Source organism: Yoonia sp. D2-7 (assembly GCF_055809435.1).
Window position 1 is genome coordinate 635,205 of record NZ_CM147912.1, and the last position, 19,376, is coordinate 654,580.

Genomic DNA, 19,376 nt, shown 5'->3' on the forward strand with positions numbered 1-19,376 from the left:
GCAGAGAATTACTTTGGGGCGATGAAACGCCCCAAGCCTAACACCATTTGGGGCAACGTCATGGCCTGAACAAGAGGTGCCGTTTCTGGTGACGCTGATTGCAGGGCCGCATTCAGATGTGGCATCTGATGTTGGATCGCGGCATCTGCTGGCGTTTGCGTCTGAACCGCAGCGGCAGCGTCGCTGATCCAATCCGCGATGGATTGAATGTCTTTCACAGGATCGGTGCCGTGCCCGTCGCGCAAGCCCAACCCGCCAGCAATGCCGTCAGAAATCGCGGCGTCTTGGTGGTAGGCTGAGAACGTTGGCGTTTCGTCTTGGCCCAGACGCGCCGCAATAATCTTGAACGATTGACGCAGACGTAAAGACAGGCCTGTCGCCGCAGTCAGCCCAGGATCGCTTTCGAAATGGATCCACTTTGCGTGTTCGGGCGCTTGCATCTCTTTGCCGAACTCGGCGACCAGCGCGGTCACGGGATCGCCTGTTTCTGCCGTCATGGCCGAAAGCGCTGCGGGATCAACCTGCACTTCCATGCTGGCGCGCTGGATGGCTTGGGCTGATACGTCAGGGATCTGGTTAGCTTTGGCTTGGGTAAGAGCAAGCGTGCCCATGACAAGCAATTTGGCCCGTAATTCAGCGGTATCCGTGAACAGGGGGGACAGTTCAGTGTCGTGAAACACCCCGCGCCATGTGGGGCTGTCGTAAAGGCTGGCAGTCATCGTTTAGCTTTCTGCAATGCGGATCAGTTCAGCGGCCAATGCGGCGGGCGCTGATAGGAATGGGGAATGGGACGTCTGCATTTCGGACACAGTGCCGTCTGGCCAATCGGACGTACGGTCGATCTGGTAGGCAGGCGGAATGGCGCGGTCATCAAGGCAACGGATGTAGTGGCGATTATGGGTGCGTGTCCCGCCTGCATAGGCCGTCACCTGCGGGGCAATCGGTTGCGGGCACAACTGCGCAATCGCCCAATCCGAAAGGCTGGGATCAACGTCATGGTAGAACTTTTCATGCGCGAGGTCCGGATCAATCGTGACGGTTTTCCCGTCTTCGCTTTTGATCATCGCGTCCGCCAAAGGCTGCGTATCGGCAAGCAGACGCATATCGGCGATGGACTTGCCCGCTTCCGGCACATGGGCACACAGATAGATCAGTTTATCAATCATATGCGGGGATTGGTCGGCGGCAACGGTGATCGGGTAACCAGCCATGGAATGCCCCACCAGAACCGTTTTGCCATGCATCGCGGCCCTGATCTTGCCTGCGTACATATCAAGCGTGACCAAAGCGGCGGGGGTTTGGTCGTCGCCATGTGACGGCAGATCGATGGCGCGGGCGGTGTGGCCTGCGGCAGTCAGATGCGGGATCACATGATCCCAACACCACGCACCATGGGCAGAGCCGTGTATCAGTAGAAAATCAGTCATTCGTTCATGTGGCCGGTGGCAGCGATGAAATCAATCAGGATTTTAGCGTAAGCCTCTGGTGCTTCAACGCAGGGCAGGTGACCGACGCGCCGCATCAGCTCAAACTGCGACCCCGGAATGAGATCAACGGTTTCGCGGACCAGATCAGGCGGGGTGGCCCCATCTTCGGACCCTGCGATACCGAGCGTCGGGATGCGCAAGCCAGAGGTTGGCGTGTAAAAATCAGTGCCAGCAATCGCGGCACAAACGCCCGCGTAGCCCGCGGCAAGTGTATCGGTCAGCATCTTACGCGATGCGGGCAGGTCGGGCGACATCAGATAGTCGCGGCTAAACCAGCGGGCCATTGTGACATCAGCGATTGACCCAAGCCCCTTGTCGATCACCGCATCGATCCGGTCCTGCCACATCGGGCCATTCCCGATCTTCGCAGCCGTATTCGATAAGACCATGGCGCGGATCAGATCGGGGCGTTTGACGGCAAGACCCTGCGCAATCATGCCCCCAACGGACAAACCAACGAATAGCGCGTCCTTCACGTCGCAAGCGTCACAAACAGCGGCGGCATCGGACACCAGCGCGCCCATTGTGTAAGGTGCGTCTGGCACGTCGCTTTGGCCATGTCCGCGTTTGTCGTAACGGATGATCCGCAATCCTGCGGGTAAAAGTGGGATGATCCCGTCCCACATATGCAAGGTCGTCCCAAGCGAATTGGCGAAAACAATCGTCGGCGCAGTCGCATCATCCAAGCCGTCAATGCGCACGTGGCAACCCACACCTTCGCGGTCGACTTTCATTTCACGCATCGTGGAATCCTTCGTTCTGAATGCTTTGAAAAAGAATCAAGCCGCGCAATGAGGTCTCCCTCGCGCGGCTTGCTCCCGTTATCCAGCGACCCTGTAAACAGGGGTGAATAACCCTCCCGGGCGCAGAAGACGAAATTGTCACAGAACTGTCAACTCTTGGGGTGCTTATTTTATTTCCGAAAAGGACATTCATGTTTGCTAAAATAACCCAAGGGTTGCATCGCGGCAATCACCGGACATTTCCACCGATTTCCAGGTCTAGCCGTCACGCAACCGCATATGCGCCATGATTTGTCCGTGATCAGAGGCAAGTTTGTTATACGGGGCTTCTGGATGGCTACCGTCAGTCAAGTGATCGTTGAAGACGCTAAAATATTCCATGTCTCCAATGCGTTGCTCGTAATCTGGCGCAAAATGACGGGACATCAGAATCTGGTCGATGCTTTCGAAAACGCCGCCAAAGGCTGACGTATAGACCATGTCGCGGGCGGATTTTCGCACGAACATCTTCTCTGCTGAATGCAGTCGGACCGCGTTAATCTGTTCCCGAATCGCGTCGTTTTCGTGATCTTTGTAGCGATCACCTTGGTGTTCCGCGTCGTGCCTGCGCATCCATGCGTAGTTTTTAAACGGCGTTTCACCGGTAATTATTTCGCTACTTACGGCATGTTCGCTGTCGTTAAAGTCGCCCAAAACCATCACGGGGCGACCTTGCGTCAATTCATTAAGAATCGCCCGCCGCAGAATCCATGCTTCCGCCATCCGTCGCAGCCCTGCACGTAGTGACCCAAGAGCCCGTCCGGCGGCATCATAGTTCACCAGATCGGCGGCAGGTGGGAAAGCGGCACCAGCAGGTTTATCCAATTCACCCAGCTTCGATTTCAGGTGGCAGTTGAAGACGCTGACAATTTGATCGCCGACGGGAATGCGAACCTTTAAGATCGGACGGGACAGGCGGCTGATCTTATATGATCCACCATCGCCACCACCCAGATCACTGAACGGGATTTCGATCGGCTCGGGCAATTCCTGCAAAATCTGCGGGGCATCGGCAAAGCCGAACCGCGACAGTATCGCGACGCCGGGCCGCCGTTCACCGGGGCCGCCGTCGTTCACATTAGGCGCAAAGGCCAGTTCGGCCTGCGCATAGGGTTTGTAAGCCAGTTTGCGGAAAATCGCCTTGCGTGCGTACCGCTTTGACGGGTCCGGCACAGAGGCTTCATTCGCTTCGATTCCTGCGGCGTCGGCTTCGGCGATCACCGCTTGCAGTGCCGCTTCATCGAAAATCTCTTGAAAGCAGACAATATCAGCAGACAGGCTTAGCAGTTGATCCGCGAGCCACGCCTGTTTCCAAGCATGTTCTTCGACCGTGTATTTCTCATAGCGGTAGTATTCTTGCTCCGCCCCGATCAGGTTTTTGACGTTGAAACTGGCGATTGAAAATTCGGTCATGTCTTGTCCTTAAGTCAGGGTCGCAAGGGCGCGGGCGAACATCGGGGCATCTACATTGCCGCCAGAAATCACCGCAATCACTGTGTCGTGGTTCAGTGCGTCAGGATGGAAAAGGGCCGCCGCTAGTCCAACAGCACCACCGGGTTCTGCGACGACCTTCAGCCGTTCAAATGCATGCGCCATTGCTTGCAGCGCTTCATCATCGGTGACGACAATCGCGGGGCCACAAAGTTCCTTGATGATCGGAAACGTCAGATCGCCTGCTTGTTGGGTCAGAATCGCATCGCAGATTGATCCCGATTGCGATGGGTTCTTTTCGATCTGGCCTGACGCTTGGGATCGCGCCACGTCGTCAAATCCAGCAGGTTCAACGGGGCGCGTCACCATGTTGGGTGCATCAGCAGCCAAAGCCGTGGCGATCCCGGACGTCAGCCCGCCACCACCGCAGCAAACGGTCACATCGGCATGGGTAATGCCGAGCGCCTTTGCGTCTTCGGCAATTTCCAACCCGACGGTGCCTTGGCCCGCGATCACATCGGCATTGTCGAAAGGTTTGATCAACGTCAGACCACGGCTATCGGCGATCTCTGCGCCCAAGGCCTCGCGATTGGTATTTTCGCGGTCGTACAGGATAACCTCTGCGCCCAGCGCTTTGGTGTTTTCGATCTTCAGCGTCGGGGCGTCGTCCGGCATGATAATCACTGCCGTTGTGCCATGTGATGCGGCGGCAAGTGCGACGCCTTGGGCATGGTTCCCGCTGGAAAACGCGATAACGCCTGCTTTGCGGGCATTGTCACCTAGGTTCGATACAGCAGACCACGCGCCGCGAAACTTGAACGATCCAGTGTGTTGCAAGCATTCGGGTTTGATCAGCACACGCCGTCCGGCAATTTCGTCCAGAAACGGCGACGACAACAGCGGTGTGCGCCGCGCTTGGCCGTTGATCCGTTTGGCAGCAGCGCGGATTGCGTCGATGTTCATTCCATATCCTCAAGCCATTCGTGCAGCGCGTCCAATGCCATTTCCTCATCTAGAAACGGCACATGACCACGTCCTTCGATATCAGCGCGGATCATGTCGATCCGACGGTCGAGCATTTTATCCGCCGTCGCCTCTGACAACAGATCAGAATTCTCGCCACGGATCAGGCAAAGCGGCAGACCAAGCATCGCATCATACAGCGGCCAAAGATCGGGCATCGGCTGGGTACCAGCCTCAAGCACGGCATCGCGCAGTTTCGGATCGTACCGTAGGTCTAGGCCCGTGTCGGTTTCGATGTAGTGGTTTTCAACCTCAGCCAGCCAGCGCGCCATCGGCACGTCGTTAAAGTGGGACCAGGATTTCGCACGGAATGCGGCGGCCTCTGCGTAGGTCTTTTGCGCTGGGCGACGACCGATGTAATTTTCAATGACATCAAGGCCAGCTTTATCCAGTTCCGGCCCGATGTCGTTCAGCGCTACACCTAACAAGCGGTCCTTCGACGTGGCCGCGATGAACATCGCGATCAACCCGCCCCGCGATGTCCCCAGAATTGCAGCCTGTTCCAGCCCCAGATGATCGAGCAGCGCCAGCGCATCTTCGGCCTCTTGCGGGATCGTGTATGTTTTGTAATCCGCCCAATCCGATTGCCCGCGTCCGCGATAATCCAGGCGGATCAAACGCACAGGCATCATCGTCGGCAGGTGCGGGGCAACATGATCAAAATCGCGCCCGTTGCGGGTCAGTCCTGCAAGGCACAGGATCGGAATACCTTGACCTTCGTCGGTGTAATACAGGCGGGTGCCGTCTTTGGCGTGAAATTCAGGCATATCAGGTTAGGTCCGGAATTGTGGTTAGGTCAGACAGAACATGGTGCGGTTTCGCGTAAAGGCGATCAATTGGTTCGCCCGCGCGGTTCACCCATGCGGTTTGGAACCCGTAGCCCGCAGCACCAGCAGCGTCCCATCCGTTGGATGAGACAAACAAGACCTGATCGCGGGCGCAGCCGTAATGCGCCTCGACAAGGTCATAAACTTTCGCATGGGGTTTAAAGACGCCAACGCTTTCAACAGTCAGGTTCGCGGTGATGAATTCACCCAATCCGGCTGAATCGACCGCACCCGACAACATGTCGGGCGATCCGTTGGATAGGATGCCGGTCTGAATACCACGGCTGTTCAGCTCTGCCAGCATGTCAGGGACTTCCGCGTAGGCGGGCAGTTCCCAGTATAAGGCAAGCAGACGTTCGCGCAGGATCGGATCGTCAAGGCCTGCAGCCTCCATCGCCCAATCTAACCCGTCTTGCGTGACCTGCCAGAAATCGCAGTGCTGATCAGCGACCGCACGCAGCCATGTGTATTGCAGCTGTTTCAGTCGCCAATCGCGGGCAAGCTGGGGCCAGACGGCGGCCAATGCGTCTTGTCCGGGTTCATCTGCCGCCAAACGCGCAGCGGCGTTCACGTCAAACAAGGTCCCGTAAGCATCAAAGATGCAGGTGGTGATTGGCATTGTGTCCCTCCGTCGCGTGTCCCGCCGCACGTTGGCATGCACAGGCGGGAACGAAAAGGGGCAAAGCGGTTTGCGACCTGCGGCGCGTGCCTGTAGGGTCCGGCGACTGAAAATTGAAAGGACGATTATGTCAGAGGCAAAACAGGGCGATACCGTCCAAATCCATTATAAAGGCACATTGGACGACGGGACTGTTTTCGACAGCTCTGAAGGCCGTGATCCGCTGGAATTCGCAGTTGGATCCGGCATGATTATTCCGGGCTTGGACAAAGCCATTCCAGGCATGAAAGTTGGCGACAAGAAAGTCGTGAATGTGCCTTGTGCGGAAGCCTACGGCGAAGTGAACCTTGAAAACCGGCAGGCTGTGCCGCGCGACCAGTTCCCAGACAACATCCCGATGGAAGTCGGAACACAGTTGCAGATGCAAGGCGAAGGCGGCCAGGTGATGGTCGTGACCATCGTCGAAGTAGCCGACACAGAGGTTACCCTTGATGCAAACCATGCGCTTGCGGGCAAGGACCTGACGTTTGCGATTGAAATGATCGCGATCCAGCCCGCCTAAAAAAATGCCCCGCAGGCCTGTTGTCTGCGGGGCATTGAAACAAAATAATGTACTACTCGATAATGTTCACATCGCTAGATTGCGATGGTTAACAATCGGTTAATGTAAGAGTTGCGCGTTTATGCGCGACGTGACTTGCCCAAAATGTTGCTTTTCGGTTTCAGTTTAGCGGTCCGGCCGCGATGATGACATCCCAGACCGTTGCCAAGACGGAACGATGACGCCGGACAGGCCGACGTCATAATCTTACAGGTTGTCGATCTGCGGCATACCAAGCACGTGATACCCACCATCGACGCGAATAATTTCGCCCGTTGTGCACGCACCCGCGTCAGACGCCAGATAAACAGCTGTGCCACCAACCGCTTCTAGTGTTGCATTGGCGCGCATCGGTGCGTTTTCGCCAGTGTGCTTGTAAGTCCGACGTGCACCACCAATCGCCGCACCAGCAAGCGTTTTCATCGGGCCGGGGCTGATCGCGTTCACGCGGATACCGTCAGGGCCAAGATCATTGGCAAGGTAGCGGACAGCGCTTTCCAGCGCGGCCTTTGCGACACCCATCACGTTGTAGTTCGGGGTCACACGGTTCGCACCTTGGTAGGTCAACGTCATGATCGTGCCGCCGTTTGGCATCAATGCGTGGGACCGGCGGGCAACGTCGATCAGCGAATAGCAGGAAATCTCCATCGACCGACCAAAGTTCTCGCGGGACGTGTTCATGATCCGGCCAGTCAATTCGTCCTTGTTCGAAAACGCGATGGCGTGAACCACAAAATCAATCGTGCCCCATTTTTCTTTGATGCCTTCGAATGCGGTGTCCATCGACGCTTCGTCCGTCACATCAACATCGACCATGAAGTCGGACCCGACAGATGCAGCCAGTGGTTCAAGACGTTTGCCGAATGCTTCGCCTTGATACGTGAACGCAAGCTCGGCACCGGCCTCTGCCAACGCCTTGGCAATGCCCCATGCAATAGAGCGTTCATTGGCTACGCCCATTACCAAGCCACGTTTGCCTTGCATCGAAAGTGTCATGTCATGTCCCCTTTGTTGGATTCTCATTGGCGGGTTTGACGGATGAGGTCAAGTTTTAGGGATGTCGCCTGAATTGCAGCAAGAACGGCAGATTCGGCAGCTGATAGGACCACAAGGAAACAAGGGCGTTTTAGGTGCCGCGACAGCTATACGAATGACCTTGCGTAAGTATCTGTTTACGTTGCGAAAAAAGGCGGAATGGTCATTTTTGCGTTGTTTGGGGCAACACTGTGGCTTTGATCAGCACATCTTGCTGCAATTGAGTTGATGAAAACCCCGCCCAGACCGCATTGTCGCCAATTACGAGACAAATTCGATCCATAACACTGCGGTGATTGAATAGGTCGCCTGATGCACTTTGCAAACCGTCCAACGAGGTCGGAACACAAGCAGCAGGCAGCCTATTTGTTGGGATCAATGAAGGGTGAACTAATGATCGGAACGAAATTGAAACTGGGTGTGGCTAGCTCCATTCTTGTGATGGCTGCTGGTGCAGCACAGGCGCAACAGGCGTGTGAATCTTATACTGTCCAGCCGGGCGATTCACTGAGCGGTATCGCACGGTCTGCCTATGGCGACATCAACTTTCAGCAAATCTGGGATGCAAACCGTAGCAAAATCGGTCGCAACCCGAACTCTATTTCCGTAGGGATGCGTTTGGAACTGCCTTGTGCAGACGGCACGCTTGCCTCCGTTGCTGCCGCAGCACCAGCAGAAGACGCTGTTGAAGAAACCGTTGCGGCCCCAGCTGCCGCACCAGCGACAACGCTGAAAATCGGTCTTGTGACTGGCGACGACTACCCACCTTACACGGACGAAGACGCAAACGGCGGCGGTGTTGTGACACAGCTGGTGCGCGAAGCACTTGCAACGGTCGACACAAGCGTCGAAGCCGATATCACATTCATCAACGACTGGGGCTCGCACCTTGACGTGTTGGTGCCATCAGGCGCATTCGACGGCACATTCCCATGGGTCGCACCTGATTGCGAAGCAGGCGGCCTGTCCGAAGACATGCAAGCGCGCTGCGACAACTTCCGCTTTGCTGATCCAGTCTACGAAATCGTAACCGGTTTGATTACATCTGCTGATAACCCACTGGGTACAACCGAAAATTACGCAGATTTCGAAGGCAAAACGATCTGTATCCCTGAAGGCTACGGCGCATTCGTCATGTCCTCTGGTGGCGTGGCAGAAGACGCGGTGACCTATGAAAAGCCAGCAACACCCGAAGCTTGTTTCGAACAGTTGGTCGCAGGGTCTGTCGATGCTGTTGAAATGGAACTGCGTCAGGCGGCTGATCTTGTGTCCAAATTGGACATCGAAGATGAAGTTGCCGTGAACAATGCAGTGAACGCAGTCATCGCTTTGACGGTCTTTGTTTCACAAAACAACGAAGACGGTGATGCGATCTTGGAAGCGATCAATACTGGCCTCGAAAACATCCGCGGCAACGGTGTTTGGTTCCAAACCGTACAGTCCGGTTTCCAAGCCTACTACGGCGAGTAATCGGGTTTCATGCAGTCTTGTACGCCCAAAGAAACCGAAACCAAGGACAGCGCATTTGCGCTGTCTGCAAACCGGAATGGAAATATGTGCACTCAAATTAGTCCAAACTCCAAACCTATGGTCGCACGTCTCGGCGGGCTTTCACAGACGATCGCCTTGGCCACTGCTTTGTGTGGTGGCCTCGCGACTGCAGGCTTTGCGCAAACAGAAAATACAGTCACGCTGAAATACCAAGGCGGTGAAGATATCACGGGCGAATTCCTGGAAGTCGCCAATGGTATGGTCAAAATCGATTCAGCCATCGGCATGATCGCAATTCCGCTGGACGGTCTGTCCTGTGTTGGTGCGGCGTGTCCGGACGGCACCCATATTGAACTGGCGGGTGAACCTGTGACCCTGACGTCCAAAGTCGGTAATGTATCCCTGTCGGGTCACCTGATTGATATCGTCGACGGGCAATATGTCTTGGCGACGAACATCGGCGAAATCAAGATCGACATCGATACGGTCAACTGCGCAGGTGTTGATTGCTTGCCGCAAGAAGGTAACGACGAAGTTCCCTTTGCTTTTGGCGGTAAAGTCACCTTGGTCGGCGGTTCTGCGCGCTTGGAAGGCATTCTGACAGACTTTGTCGATGGTGCCTTTGTGGTCGAAACCGAAAACCTCGGGTTGGTTCGTGTCAGTTCCGACAGCTACACGTGCGAAGGCGAAGGTTGCCCGTAAAAGGTGCGTTCTTCTAACCAAGACCCATAATGCGAAAAGGGGCACATCTTTGCAGATGTGCCCCTTTTGTGTCGTGTGATCGTTGGGCTTAGCCCTTGAATTTGCTCAGCAGCATCGACCCGTTTGTCCCGCCGAACCCGAATGAATTCGTCATGACCGTGTCCAACCCTGCGTTTTCGACGACTTCGGTCGCGATTTCCTCGGCTTTCAATGCGGGGTCCAGATGTTCCACGTTGATTGACGGCGCGATGAAATCGTTTTCCAGCATCAACAGGCAGTAAACAGCCTCGGACGCACCAGTGGCCCCTTGGCTATGACCTGTCATGGACTTTGTGGATGACACAGGTGGTGTGCTGCCTTCGCCAAATACGCGACGAACGGCTTCAATTTCGCCAACATCGCCGACTGGCGTCGATGTGCCGTGTGCGTTGATGTAGCTGACCTTGCGGCCTTCAGGCAGCGTTTTCAAAGCGCCGCGCATTGCACGTTCGCCGCCTTCACCGGATGGGGCAACCATGTCAGCACCGTCAGATGTGGCCGAGAAACCGGTCACTTCGGCGTAGATTTTCGCGCCACGCGCCTGCGCGGCCTCAAGGCTTTCCAGCACAACCATCGCGCCACCGCCTGCGATCACGAAACCATCGCGACCTGCATCAAACGCACGGGACGCTTTTTCAGGGGTGTCGTTATATTTCGACGACATCGCGCCCATTGCGTCGAACAGGCAGGACAATGTCCAATCCAGTTCCTCGCCACCGCCCGCAAACATCGTGTCTTGTGTACCAAGCGCGATTTGTTGAGCTGCCATGCCGATGCAGTGCAGGGACGTGGAACAGGCAGACGTGATCGAGAAATTCATACCTTTGATCTGGAACGCGGTCGCGAGGTTTGCAGATACCGTGGACGACATCGTCTTTGGAACTGCAAACGGCCCGATGCGCTTTGTAGCACCGGTGTTCTCAACAACCTTGTGGGCCGCGAACATCGCAGATGTAGACGGACCACCAGAACCGGCAATCACACCCGTCATCGGGTTCACCACTTGGTCTTCTTCCAGACCGGCATCTTCAATCGCTTGCTTCATCGCAATGTAGGAATACGCCGCACCTGGCCCCATGAACCGCAACGTACGTTTGTCCACGTGATCGGCCACGTTCAACTTCACAGTACCCGCGATCTGGGACCGAAAGCCGTGTTCAACCATATCGGGGCTGGTTTCAATGCCGGATTTCCCAGCTTTCAAAGAGGCCAGAACCTCGTCTGCATTATTTCCGATAGGGGATACGATCCCCAAGCCTGTAACGACGACGCGACGCATGATCAGTCCTTTTTTAAGTCCATGCCTGTTTAGGCGACCCTGCCTGAGAGGCGCAAGAAGAAAGGGGCGCCCGTTCAGGTGCATTCGTATCTGTGACATGCTATTTCAGGGTGAATTCAATTTGGGCCGAATTGTTGGTCCTTTCGGTAGATGAGGTAAGTATGATCGACTGGGCCGGAATATTGCGCGAGCTCATCACGATCTTTGTTGTGATCGACCCTATCGGCAGTGTGCCGGTATTCTTGTTCGCGACGGCGGCGGTTCCGGTCGAATTGCACCGCAGGTTCGCCGCGCGCGCGGTCCTGATCGCGACGCTGGTGTTGTTGGGGTTCCTTGTCGCGGGCCAATATGTGCTCGAATTGCTTGGTCTGCGGTTGGGATCGTTTCAGGTGGCGGGCGGTGTCGTGCTGTTCCTGTTCGCGCTGTCGATGATTTTTGGCGACTCAAAACCGGCCGATGAAATCAATCAGGCCGAACGCGATCACCTGTCCGGCGCGGTCTTTCCGCTGGCGATGCCGTCAATCGCATCACCCGGTGCGATGCTGGGGATCGTGGTCCTAACCGATAACCGTGGGAATACTGTGGCCGAACAAGCCGTTACCGCAGGGCTTCTGATCGCGGTCCTGCTGTTTACACTGCTGTTGCTGCTGGCCGCCGGACAGATTTTCAAAATTATCGGCAACACAGGGGCCAGCGTGATCAGTCGCGTGATGGGGATTATTCTTGCGACTATCGCGGTCGATTCCATCTTCAACGGGTTTGAGGTTCTCGGGATCATCAACGTCACTGGCTAAACAGGCCGCAATGTGATGCTATCCTTTTCGTCAAGAATATTGCGATCAGGAACGGGTTAACATGTCAGACAAAGTAGCTTTGGTCACAGGGGCGGCCCGCGGTATCGGGCTTGCCACGACACAGTTGTTTATCGAAATGGGCTGGCGCGTGGCGATGGTGGATCAGGACGCCGACGAACTGGGAACCGTTGCGGCTAGCCTAAACGATGCGTCGCCCTTTGTGTGTGACGTGTCATCGCCCGATGACGTGGATGCGATGGTGTCCGATGTGACCCGCACATTCGGTCGGATCGACGCGGTGGTGAATAACGCAGGCGTGGCTGACTTTGGCCCGATTGAAGAAACCGACTTCGCACGCTGGCGGCGGGTGATGGACACCAATTTGGACGGTGTATTCCTCGTGTCGCAGGCGACCATTCCGGCATTGCGCGAAACCAAGGGGGCGCTTTTGAACATCGCGTCCATCTCTGGCCTTCGGGCGTCCACGCTACGTGTGGCCTACGGCACATCCAAAGCGGCCGTGATCCAACTGACGAAACAGCAAGCAGCGGAATTGGGCGAATACGGCATCCGCGCCAATTGCGTCTGCCCCGGACCAGTGCGGACCAAGCTGGCCATGGCAGTGCATTCGCCCGAAATCATCGCGGCGTACCACGACGCGCTGCCACTGAACCGCTACGGAACAGAACGCGAAATCGCAGAGGTAATCACCTTCCTCTGTTCAGAAAAAGCGAGCTTCGTAACAGGTCAGATCGTCGCGGCAGACGGCGGGTTTGAAAGCACAGGGGTCGGGTTGCCTGCGTTGCGGGACTAGCCGCGCGCGGCTTAGTGTTCGCAGGCCATTTTGCGAAATCCGATCACGGCTTCGGAAGGGATTGCATCGGGCGATACGACACCACCCGTAGCCAGCCATTTCGAATATTGCGGCGTGTCGCAATCGACCGACAGTATCCCGTGAAAGTCGCCAGACTTACCGTCGCCCACGACATAAAGATTTGTGCCAGACCCATTTCGATTTTCGACGGTCTGTGCGTACCAGCCTTGGGAATAAACGCCGCCGAGTTCTTCTTCAAAGACATGCGAAAGCGCGTTCGCGGCGTCCGCTAGGGCGGGGCAAGGTGCAATCGCCGCAAGACCGACGATTGCGAGTTCGTGAAATGTGAAAGGACTGCGCGTCAAGGGCTTTAGCTCTCGCTCAACGCGACTTTCATGTCTTTCACTTGATAGATGACTTCGCCGTCCGCTTCGACGATCCCGTCGGCGACACCCATCGTCAAACGACGTGTCTGGATCGCTTTGGTGAAATCAATTTTGTAGGTCAGCATCTTACGCTCTGGGCGGACCATGCCGGTCAGTTTCACTTCGCCTACGCCCAGCGCATAACCGCGCCCCTGCCAGCCGCGCCAGCCAAGGTTGAAACCGGTCAGCTGCCACAGACCGTCAAGGCCCAAACAGCCGGGCATGATCGGGTTGCCGGGGAAATGACATTCGAAGAACCACAGGTCTGGATTGATGTCGAATTCAGCGACGATATGACCTTTGCCATGCGCGCCGCCGTCTGCGGATACGTCTGTGATCCGGTCCATCATCAACATTGGCGGGGCAGGAAGCTGCGCGTTGCCGGGACCAAACAGGTCGCCTGCCGCGCATTTCAAAAGGTCTTCTTTGCTAAAACTGCTCGGGAATTGTGACAATGGACTGGCTCTTTTTTGGTTAGTTGCTTTGGCTCACCTGTATCATTTGCGGTAACTTAAGGGCAAGTGGTGTGCCCTTTGCCTGTCAGATCAGCCAAATCCGATGCAGAAAAAGTGTTTTCATTTGATCCTAGCGGTTTTTTACCCATATTAAGAGAGGCAAGGAGACGACCGTCGATGATCGAGACAGCAACAGACCGCGGCACATCATGGCTGGCAACAGCCGACGTGCGCCCAACACGCCAGCGTGTCACGCTTGCGACATTGCTTGTGGGCGATGGTCAGAACCGGCACGTCACAGCCGAAAGCCTGTTTGATGCGGCGTCCAAGCACGGTGAAAAAGTGTCACTGGCCACGGTTTACAACACGCTGCGTGCGTTTTGTGATGCGGGCCTGATGCGCGAGATTACCGTCGACGGATCAAAAAGCTATTTCGACACCAACATCAGCGATCACCCGCATTTCTACTGGGAAGACGATCACAAGCTGACCGATGCAGCCGCTGAACAGTTGGAAATCGCAAAATTGCCTGACGTTCCGGCTGGCGCTGAAATCGCATCTGTTGATGTCGTGATTCGGCTGCGCCGCACTTAATGTCAGGTCGGGTTTCGCTGACCTTGATTCAGTAGAAACACGCTGTCAGTCTTATCGGCATTATACACCTGCTATTCCGCAGGAATTTTTTTAAGTCGATTTCGGGGGCAGCTTTCATGCCAGAACAACATCGGGCCGATTTGGTTCTGTCATTCACGCGCGTCCGCACGGCGCTGGGCATTCTTGGCATGTGTTTGCCGCTTGTCTTGGTACTTGGCGGTCTACTTGATCACCCACGTATTGACGCTGAAACGGGCCGGATTGAACCTACGATCAGCGATTTCTACCACACGACCTACCGCGACATTTTTGTGGGGACGTTGTGCGCTATTGGCGTGTTTCTGATTTCCTACCGTGGCTATCGCCGCGAAGCAGGGGAATGGATCGACGATGATTGGTTGGCAACCACCGCTGGGATCGGGGCCTTTGGCGTCGCGTTCTTCCCGAATGAAGGGGGCGGGGTGACGGTGACCAGCATGACGCAGAACATGCTCGGCGCGGAATTCACGCCGATCATCCACTACCTGTCCGCGCTTGTTTTCTTTTCCAGTCTGGCCGCGTTCTGCTTCGTGAAATTTGCGCGCACCTGTTCGATGGGCCGCAGACGCGTCTACATCGCGTGCGGCTGGGGGATTGTCGCGGCACTTGTCCTAACGGCGGTTGCAGTCATCTTTAAGCGCTTTGTCGGCGGCGTCGGTCGGGAAATGGTCTTGGACTACAATCTGATCTTCTGGTTCGAAGCGATGGGCATCTGGGCTTTTGGGTTGTCATGGCTGACCAAAAGCAAAGCTGATCTCGCTTTGTTCAAACGCTTTGAAAAGCCTTCCGATGACCTACCGTCTCATAGTGGTTTGGACGAAGAACAAATCGGCTAATACGGACTGTGCGACAGCGATTCAGATTCTATTAACCAAGACATAGCTATCTTGGGGTATGACCAGTTTCATTCATCCCGCGCTCGCCACAAATGCCACGTTCTTCACAGTGCGTCTGCAAGATCCGCAGTCGCGTCTGCTTGTTGATCAAGTGGATATCTTACGCCAATCCTTTCGGGTTTGCCGAAAATCGATGCCGTTTCAAATCATGGCTGCCGTGGTCTTACCCGCGCGCCTACATATGATCTGGAGCTTGCCGGACAAGGACGACGATCATGCCGCGCGTTGGCGGATCGTCAAATCCACCTTTTCGCGGCATTGCCCTAAACCGGACACCGCTGATCTATCCCCCGCGATGATCCGCCGTCGGGAAAAAGGCATCTGGCAGCGCAGTTTTTGGCAACACGATATTCGCGATCAATCCGACTACGACCTGCACGAACACCTGATTATCCATGCGCCGGTGTCAGAAGGTCTGGTGTCGCGTCCCGGTGATTGGGCGTTGTCATCGCTCCATACGCGGGGGCAGGGTGTCAGGTTTGCACCGAAGGTCGCGATGCCTGCGGCAACGGTTTCAAGGCCAGTAGCAGACGCCTTATTCTAAAACCACTGACCCGGTTCCATAAGCCCAAGGTTCATCAACTGTGTCGATGACCATTCGAAGGGTGTGGATGACCGCCATCTGAAATCCTGAATCGCATCGCGACTGCCGGGGTTCGATTTCAATGCTTTTGCCGTGCGGAACGAGCAAATCGTTGCCGTTAGGTTGTTATGCCATGGGCAGGCGTAGGTGTTGAATTCCGGTATGTTAAAGGTGTGATCGCCCTGCAATTCCAAACCGGGACGGGCGCGGAACAGGCTGACGCGATCGATCCGGCGACGCACCCAAGGCACATGTTCCTCAAACCGCCACCGCAAACCACCAAAGAAATCCAGCTGGCGATCTTCGTATTCCTGACCGTTCCACCGGGCCAGCGCATAATAACCGGACGTGTCCATATACGCATTTTCCAACGAAACGGCGTTCGGCGATTCCGTCAAATCCCCTGCATACAGATCGACCGTGAAGGTCAGGATCGTCTCGCGCCGTTCTTCGGCGTTAAAGGCCAGCATTTCGCCGACCGTGCGGTCTTCGGAAAACGGGTAGTGTAGATATTCGCCGTTATAACAGTAGTATAACCATTTGCCGGGGGCTGCTGCGATAACGCTATTCACCGCCGTTTCCAGCGCGCCGTCGTCTGACATATCGTGGCCGACCCAGTGGACGCAGTCATCTAACCCGCCCAGCGGCGCGATTTCGTCGCTGGCAAAGACGACAAGCGATTGAAAACCGGCCCGCAGGTGGTGATCAATCGTCGATCTGATTTCGACGTTGTCTTCGACCATGATCAATCCGATAGGCCCCTTGGCAAGTGCGGCTTTGCCGGTGCGCAGGAAACTGGCTAAATCAGGGTACGTCATGTCCGGGTCCATGTATGGATCAACTACTGCTCTTACGTCTCTTTTGCCGTGAAGTTTGCCTGCATTGCAAGCGCGGGCGGTGCAGGGTAGGACAGCGACTGATTTCGCACTCGCTAGGATGTCACAGATGTCAGACCGCACGCCCGCCCCAAAGAAGCTATATATCAAGACGTATGGATGTCAGATGAACGTCTATGACAGCGAACGCATGGCTGAAGCGCTGGGCGGCAAAGGGTATGTCGAAACCAAGTCACCCGAAGACGCAGACATGATCCTGCTCAACACCTGCCACATCCGCGAAAAGGCGGCTGAAAAGGTGTATTCGGAACTTGGCCGTATGAAAGCGTTGAAAGATGAAAAGCCTGATCTGAAATTTGGCGTAACCGGATGCGTGGCCCAAGCCGAAGGCGAAGAAATCATGCGCCGCCAGCCGATGGTTGATCTGGTCGTGGGGCCACAAAGCTACCACCGGTTGCCTGCAATGGATGAAGCTGTGCAAGCGGGCAAAAAGGCGCTCGATACCGATTTCCCAGATGACGACAAATTCGAGACGTTGACAAAACGGTCCAAAGCAAAGCGCGGACCAACTGCGTTTCTGACCGTTCAGGAAGGTTGCGACAAATTCTGCGCGTTCTGCGTTGTGCCCTACACGCGCGGTGCCGAGGTGTCGCGCCCTGCGGATCGTATCATTCGTGAAGCCAACGAACTGGTGGAAAGCGGCGTGCGCGAAATCACGTTGCTGGGCCAGAACGTCAACGCATACCACGGCCACGACGGCGGTTTGGCGGGTCTGATCTGGGACTTGGACAAAGTCGACGGTTTGGAACGCATCCGCTTTACGACGTCGCACCCGAACGACATGGACGACGCTTTGATCGATGCACACGGCACCTGTTCGAAACTGATGCCTTACCTGCATTTGCCCGTTCAGGCGGGGTCAGACCGCATTTTGAAGGCAATGAACCGCAAACACACAGCCGAAAGCTACATTCGGTTGATCGAACGCATCCGCGGCGCACGCCCGGATCTGTTGCTTTCGGGTGACTTTATCGTCGGTTTCCCGGGCGAGACTGATCAGGATTTTGAAGATACGATGTCCCTGATCCGCGAAGTCCACTACGGGCAGGCTTACTCATTTAAGTACTCAACAAGGCCCGGAACGCCAGCGGCAGAAAAGCCTCAGCTGCCAGAAGACGTGATGAACGAACGTTTGCAACGTCTGCAAAGTTTGTTGCGCGAACAACAGGTTGAGACACAGGAAAGCATGGTCGGTCGCGAAGTTTCAGTCCTGTTTGAAAAGGCCGGTCGCGAAGCAGGGCAGATGATCGGGAAATCCGAATACCTTCATGCCGTCTTCGCAGAAGCGCCCATGGACGTGATCGGTCAGGTTCGAAAAGTGAGAATCACCAGATCAGAAAGTAACTCTTTGGGCGGAATCGTGACGGGCGCGCCATAATTGGGGCGGCATTTGTTGTTACGTTAACGTTAATGTTGGGTGTTAATAGTCACTGTTTCCGACGCGGACACAATATGTGGTTATTAGTTCTTTCAAAGTGACCCAATGCTGGTAGAACTATGTCCAATGTAAGGCGAGTAGACGGTAAAAGGTTCCGTCTTTGTTATAGAGACGCAAAACGAGGATATGGTCGTGGCGAAAAAGAATGTCATAAAATCATCGCGTGCGGTGAGTGCAATTGCAGCGGCGGCATCCTTGTCGTTGATGGTGATTGCGGCTCCCGTATCCGCACAAGAAGTTGTCGCAGAAGCTGCGAACGGGACACGCACAATTGTTGGTGAAGAATACACGCCAACAATCTGGGTTGATCCGGATGGGTGTGAACACTGGGTGTTCGACGACGGCTTCGAAGGCTTCATGTCACCACACCGTAACCGTGACGGCAGCCCAGTTTGCCGCCGCCAAGAAGTCTGCGGTGTTGTGCCATCCGACACATTGTTCGCCAACGACGAGCCATGGATCCCTGAGGGCCGCAAGGCACAGCTGATGGATTACTTCGCGAACCTCGGCGTTTACGGTGTTCTGATCCACGGCCACACAGATGCAAACGCGTCAGACGAATACAACATGCGTCTTTCACAGCGCCGCGCCGATATGGTTGCAGGCATTGCCCAAGACGCTGGTGTTAACGTTGTTGAATCTCGCGGGTTCGGTGAACGTCGCCCAGCACAGGCAGGTACATCTGCTGCTGCATACGCCGCGAACCGTCGCGTCGAAATCATTTGTCTGAAGTAAGGAGCAGTATGATGAAAATGGTAAAAGTTTCCGCTCTGCTCGTTGCTAGCTTGTCCTTGTCAGGCTGCGTTGATTTGTTTGCAAGCCAGCTTGAAGGTGGACAGCGTACAGGTCTGGAACGCACATTCGATGCGGGCCGTGACAGCAAATCCTTGTCCCAGCTTGTTGCTGGTATCTGGGTCGATCCAAACGGCTGTGATCACTGGATCATCGACGATGGCGTCGAAGGTTACCTGTCAGAGCGTCTGACACCAGATGGGCGCCCTGTGTGTTCCGGTGTGGCGCCGCCTGCGACAGCGACTGGCCCGTTCCGTGAAGGTACAGACATTCCTGATCCGCTCTAAATTCGGGCATTTCAGATTTTCCTAAAAGGCCGCGGTTCATCCCGCGG

Annotated in this window: 23 protein-coding genes; 11 read left to right on the plus strand and 12 right to left on the minus strand. The window is 55.6% G+C overall.

All coding sequences use genetic code 11. The annotated features are described in order from the left end of the window. Positions 1–8 precede the first annotated feature (8 nt). From AC0L7R_RS02980 to AC0L7R_RS03010, 7 genes are all read right to left on the minus strand, one after another. Positions 9–719 (minus strand): lyase family protein, encoded by a 711-nt coding sequence (locus AC0L7R_RS02980; protein ID WP_473658726.1) that lies wholly within the window; start codon positions 717–719, stop codon positions 9–11. 3 nt (positions 720–722) lie between these two features. Then, positions 723–1,427, minus strand: coding sequence for an alpha/beta fold hydrolase (locus AC0L7R_RS02985; protein ID WP_473658727.1), 705 nt, complete (start codon positions 1,425–1,427; stop codon positions 723–725). Next, positions 1,424–2,221 carry a 3-oxoadipate enol-lactonase gene (pcaD, locus tag AC0L7R_RS02990; RefSeq protein WP_473660348.1) on the minus strand — a complete coding sequence of 266 codons (798 nt, stop codon included), beginning with the start codon at positions 2,219–2,221 and terminating at the stop codon, positions 1,424–1,426. Before pcaD ends, AC0L7R_RS02985 begins: the two co-directional genes overlap by 4 nt. Before the next feature lie 267 nt (positions 2,222–2,488). Continuing rightward, a complete protein-coding gene (locus AC0L7R_RS02995) occupies positions 2,489–3,682 on the minus strand; it encodes an endonuclease/exonuclease/phosphatase family protein (RefSeq protein ID WP_473658728.1) in 1,194 nt (397 codons plus the stop codon). A 9-nt stretch (positions 3,683–3,691) separates the two neighbouring features. Beyond that, positions 3,692–4,663: a pyridoxal-phosphate dependent enzyme gene (locus tag AC0L7R_RS03000; protein WP_473658729.1), complete on the minus strand. Its 972-nt coding sequence runs from the start codon at positions 4,661–4,663 to the stop codon at positions 3,692–3,694. Continuing rightward, entirely contained in the window at positions 4,660–5,490 is an 831-nt protein-coding gene (locus tag AC0L7R_RS03005) for an alpha/beta fold hydrolase (RefSeq protein ID WP_473658730.1), read from the minus strand. Before AC0L7R_RS03005 ends, AC0L7R_RS03000 begins: the two co-directional genes overlap by 4 nt. A 1-nt stretch (position 5,491) precedes the next feature. After that, a complete protein-coding gene (locus tag AC0L7R_RS03010) occupies positions 5,492–6,169 on the minus strand; it encodes a haloacid dehalogenase type II (protein WP_473658731.1) in 678 nt (225 codons plus the stop codon). Between the two features lie 127 nt (positions 6,170–6,296). Between AC0L7R_RS03010 and AC0L7R_RS03015 the strand changes: the two genes are divergently transcribed. Next, the gene (locus AC0L7R_RS03015; RefSeq protein ID WP_247129651.1) at positions 6,297–6,731 is read left to right on the plus strand and encodes an FKBP-type peptidyl-prolyl cis-trans isomerase; all 435 of its coding nucleotides are present in this window, start codon (positions 6,297–6,299) and stop codon (positions 6,729–6,731) included. Between the two features lie 246 nt (positions 6,732–6,977). On the opposite strand, the gene AC0L7R_RS03020 is transcribed toward AC0L7R_RS03015, so the two are convergent. Next, positions 6,978–7,766, minus strand: a complete 789-nt coding sequence (locus AC0L7R_RS03020; protein WP_348108914.1) for an enoyl-ACP reductase FabI — start codon at positions 7,764–7,766, stop codon at positions 6,978–6,980. A 432-nt stretch (positions 7,767–8,198) separates the two neighbouring features. On the opposite strand from AC0L7R_RS03020, the gene AC0L7R_RS03025 reads away from it, so the two are divergent. Beyond that, positions 8,199–9,275, plus strand: a complete 1,077-nt coding sequence (locus AC0L7R_RS03025; RefSeq protein WP_473658732.1) for a LysM peptidoglycan-binding domain-containing protein — start codon at positions 8,199–8,201, stop codon at positions 9,273–9,275. 84 nt (positions 9,276–9,359) lie between these two features. Beyond that, positions 9,360–9,998 (plus strand): hypothetical protein, encoded by a 639-nt coding sequence (locus AC0L7R_RS03030; RefSeq protein ID WP_473658733.1) that lies wholly within the window; start codon positions 9,360–9,362, stop codon positions 9,996–9,998. Between the two features lie 88 nt (positions 9,999–10,086). Here the strand turns inward: AC0L7R_RS03030 and AC0L7R_RS03035 are convergent, their stop codons facing one another. Beyond that, positions 10,087–11,316: a beta-ketoacyl synthase N-terminal-like domain-containing protein gene (locus AC0L7R_RS03035; RefSeq protein WP_473658734.1), complete on the minus strand. Its 1,230-nt coding sequence runs from the start codon at positions 11,314–11,316 to the stop codon at positions 10,087–10,089. Between the two features lie 161 nt (positions 11,317–11,477). Between AC0L7R_RS03035 and AC0L7R_RS03040 the strand changes: the two genes are divergently transcribed. Both AC0L7R_RS03040 and AC0L7R_RS03045 read left to right on the plus strand, forming a co-directional pair. Next, on the plus strand, positions 11,478–12,110 hold the full coding sequence (locus tag AC0L7R_RS03040) for a MarC family protein (RefSeq protein WP_247129656.1): 633 nt from the start codon (positions 11,478–11,480) through the stop codon (positions 12,108–12,110). 61 nt (positions 12,111–12,171) lie between these two features. Continuing rightward, complete coding sequence (locus AC0L7R_RS03045) at positions 12,172–12,924, plus strand: SDR family oxidoreductase (protein WP_473658735.1); 753 nt, start codon at positions 12,172–12,174, stop codon at positions 12,922–12,924. Between the two features lie 11 nt (positions 12,925–12,935). Here AC0L7R_RS03045 and AC0L7R_RS03050 read toward each other — a convergent pair whose 3' ends face one another. Both AC0L7R_RS03050 and fabA read right to left on the minus strand, forming a co-directional pair. Further along, positions 12,936–13,289: a hypothetical protein gene (locus AC0L7R_RS03050; protein WP_473658736.1), complete on the minus strand. Its 354-nt coding sequence runs from the start codon at positions 13,287–13,289 to the stop codon at positions 12,936–12,938. 5 nt (positions 13,290–13,294) lie between these two features. Next, complete coding sequence (gene fabA, locus AC0L7R_RS03055; RefSeq protein ID WP_473658737.1) at positions 13,295–13,804, minus strand: bifunctional 3-hydroxydecanoyl-ACP dehydratase/trans-2-decenoyl-ACP isomerase; 510 nt, start codon at positions 13,802–13,804, stop codon at positions 13,295–13,297. Positions 13,805–13,981: 177 nt separating this feature from the next. Between fabA and irr the strand changes: the two genes are divergently transcribed. From irr to AC0L7R_RS03070, 3 genes are all read left to right on the plus strand, one after another. Continuing rightward, a complete protein-coding gene (irr, locus tag AC0L7R_RS03060; RefSeq protein ID WP_247129660.1) occupies positions 13,982–14,398 on the plus strand; it encodes a Fur family transcriptional regulator Irr in 417 nt (138 codons plus the stop codon). Positions 14,399–14,514: 116 nt separating this feature from the next. Next, the gene (locus AC0L7R_RS03065) at positions 14,515–15,273 is read left to right on the plus strand and encodes a hypothetical protein (RefSeq protein ID WP_247129661.1); all 759 of its coding nucleotides are present in this window, start codon (positions 14,515–14,517) and stop codon (positions 15,271–15,273) included. Between the two features lie 58 nt (positions 15,274–15,331). Beyond that, on the plus strand, positions 15,332–15,877 hold the full coding sequence (locus tag AC0L7R_RS03070; RefSeq protein WP_473658738.1) for an REP-associated tyrosine transposase: 546 nt from the start codon (positions 15,332–15,334) through the stop codon (positions 15,875–15,877). Here the strand turns inward: AC0L7R_RS03070 and AC0L7R_RS03075 are convergent. Further along, entirely contained in the window at positions 15,874–16,734 is an 861-nt protein-coding gene (locus AC0L7R_RS03075) for a glycosyltransferase family 2 protein (RefSeq protein ID WP_247129663.1), read from the minus strand. The genes AC0L7R_RS03070 and AC0L7R_RS03075 overlap by 4 nt on opposite strands. A gap of 127 nt (positions 16,735–16,861) precedes the next feature. On the opposite strand from AC0L7R_RS03075, the gene miaB reads away from it, so the two are divergent. The 3 genes from miaB (at position 16,862) to AC0L7R_RS03090 (ending at position 19,329) form a co-directional block, all read left to right on the plus strand. Further along, positions 16,862–18,190, plus strand: coding sequence for a tRNA (N6-isopentenyl adenosine(37)-C2)-methylthiotransferase MiaB (miaB, locus tag AC0L7R_RS03080; protein WP_473658739.1), 1,329 nt, complete (start codon positions 16,862–16,864; stop codon positions 18,188–18,190). Positions 18,191–18,376: 186 nt separating this feature from the next. Then, positions 18,377–18,985, plus strand: coding sequence for an OmpA family protein (locus AC0L7R_RS03085; RefSeq protein WP_348108222.1), 609 nt, complete (start codon positions 18,377–18,379; stop codon positions 18,983–18,985). 11 nt (positions 18,986–18,996) lie between these two features. Continuing rightward, complete coding sequence (locus tag AC0L7R_RS03090) at positions 18,997–19,329, plus strand: hypothetical protein (protein WP_247129699.1); 333 nt, start codon at positions 18,997–18,999, stop codon at positions 19,327–19,329. The last annotated feature ends 47 nt before the right edge of the window (positions 19,330–19,376 follow it).

Excerpts from the sequence above, each read along its gene's own strand:
- AC0L7R_RS02980 (WP_473658726.1), bottom strand. The coding sequence starts at position 719 with ATGACTGCCAGCCTTTACGACAGCCCCACATGGCGCGGGGTGTTTCAC.
- AC0L7R_RS02985 (WP_473658727.1), bottom strand. The coding sequence starts at position 1,427 with ATGACTGATTTTCTACTGATACACGGCTCTGCCCATGGTGCGTGGTGT.
- pcaD (WP_473660348.1), bottom strand. The coding sequence starts at position 2,221 with ATGAAAGTCGACCGCGAAGGTGTGGGTTGCCACGTGCGCATTGACGGC.
- AC0L7R_RS02995 (WP_473658728.1), bottom strand. The coding sequence starts at position 3,682 with ATGACCGAATTTTCAATCGCCAGTTTCAACGTCAAAAACCTGATCGGG.
- AC0L7R_RS03000 (WP_473658729.1), bottom strand. The coding sequence starts at position 4,663 with ATGAACATCGACGCAATCCGCGCTGCTGCCAAACGGATCAACGGCCAA.
- AC0L7R_RS03005 (WP_473658730.1), bottom strand. The coding sequence starts at position 5,490 with ATGCCTGAATTTCACGCCAAAGACGGCACCCGCCTGTATTACACCGAC.
- AC0L7R_RS03010 (WP_473658731.1), bottom strand. The coding sequence starts at position 6,169 with ATGCCAATCACCACCTGCATCTTTGATGCTTACGGGACCTTGTTTGAC.
- AC0L7R_RS03015 (WP_247129651.1), top strand. The coding sequence starts at position 6,297 with ATGTCAGAGGCAAAACAGGGCGATACCGTCCAAATCCATTATAAAGGC.
- AC0L7R_RS03020 (WP_348108914.1), bottom strand. The coding sequence starts at position 7,766 with ATGACACTTTCGATGCAAGGCAAACGTGGCTTGGTAATGGGCGTAGCC.
- AC0L7R_RS03025 (WP_473658732.1), top strand. The coding sequence starts at position 8,199 with ATGATCGGAACGAAATTGAAACTGGGTGTGGCTAGCTCCATTCTTGTG.
- AC0L7R_RS03030 (WP_473658733.1), top strand. The coding sequence starts at position 9,360 with ATGTGCACTCAAATTAGTCCAAACTCCAAACCTATGGTCGCACGTCTC.
- AC0L7R_RS03035 (WP_473658734.1), bottom strand. The coding sequence starts at position 11,316 with ATGCGTCGCGTCGTCGTTACAGGCTTGGGGATCGTATCCCCTATCGGA.
- AC0L7R_RS03040 (WP_247129656.1), top strand. The coding sequence starts at position 11,478 with ATGATCGACTGGGCCGGAATATTGCGCGAGCTCATCACGATCTTTGTT.
- AC0L7R_RS03045 (WP_473658735.1), top strand. The coding sequence starts at position 12,172 with ATGTCAGACAAAGTAGCTTTGGTCACAGGGGCGGCCCGCGGTATCGGG.
- irr (WP_247129660.1), top strand. The coding sequence starts at position 13,982 with ATGATCGAGACAGCAACAGACCGCGGCACATCATGGCTGGCAACAGCC.
- AC0L7R_RS03065 (WP_247129661.1), top strand. The coding sequence starts at position 14,515 with ATGCCAGAACAACATCGGGCCGATTTGGTTCTGTCATTCACGCGCGTC.
- AC0L7R_RS03070 (WP_473658738.1), top strand. The coding sequence starts at position 15,332 with ATGACCAGTTTCATTCATCCCGCGCTCGCCACAAATGCCACGTTCTTC.
- AC0L7R_RS03075 (WP_247129663.1), bottom strand. The coding sequence starts at position 16,734 with ATGACGTACCCTGATTTAGCCAGTTTCCTGCGCACCGGCAAAGCCGCA.
- miaB (WP_473658739.1), top strand. The coding sequence starts at position 16,862 with ATGTCAGACCGCACGCCCGCCCCAAAGAAGCTATATATCAAGACGTAT.
- AC0L7R_RS03085 (WP_348108222.1), top strand. The coding sequence starts at position 18,377 with ATGGTCGTGGCGAAAAAGAATGTCATAAAATCATCGCGTGCGGTGAGT.
- AC0L7R_RS03090 (WP_247129699.1), top strand. The coding sequence starts at position 18,997 with ATGAAAATGGTAAAAGTTTCCGCTCTGCTCGTTGCTAGCTTGTCCTTG.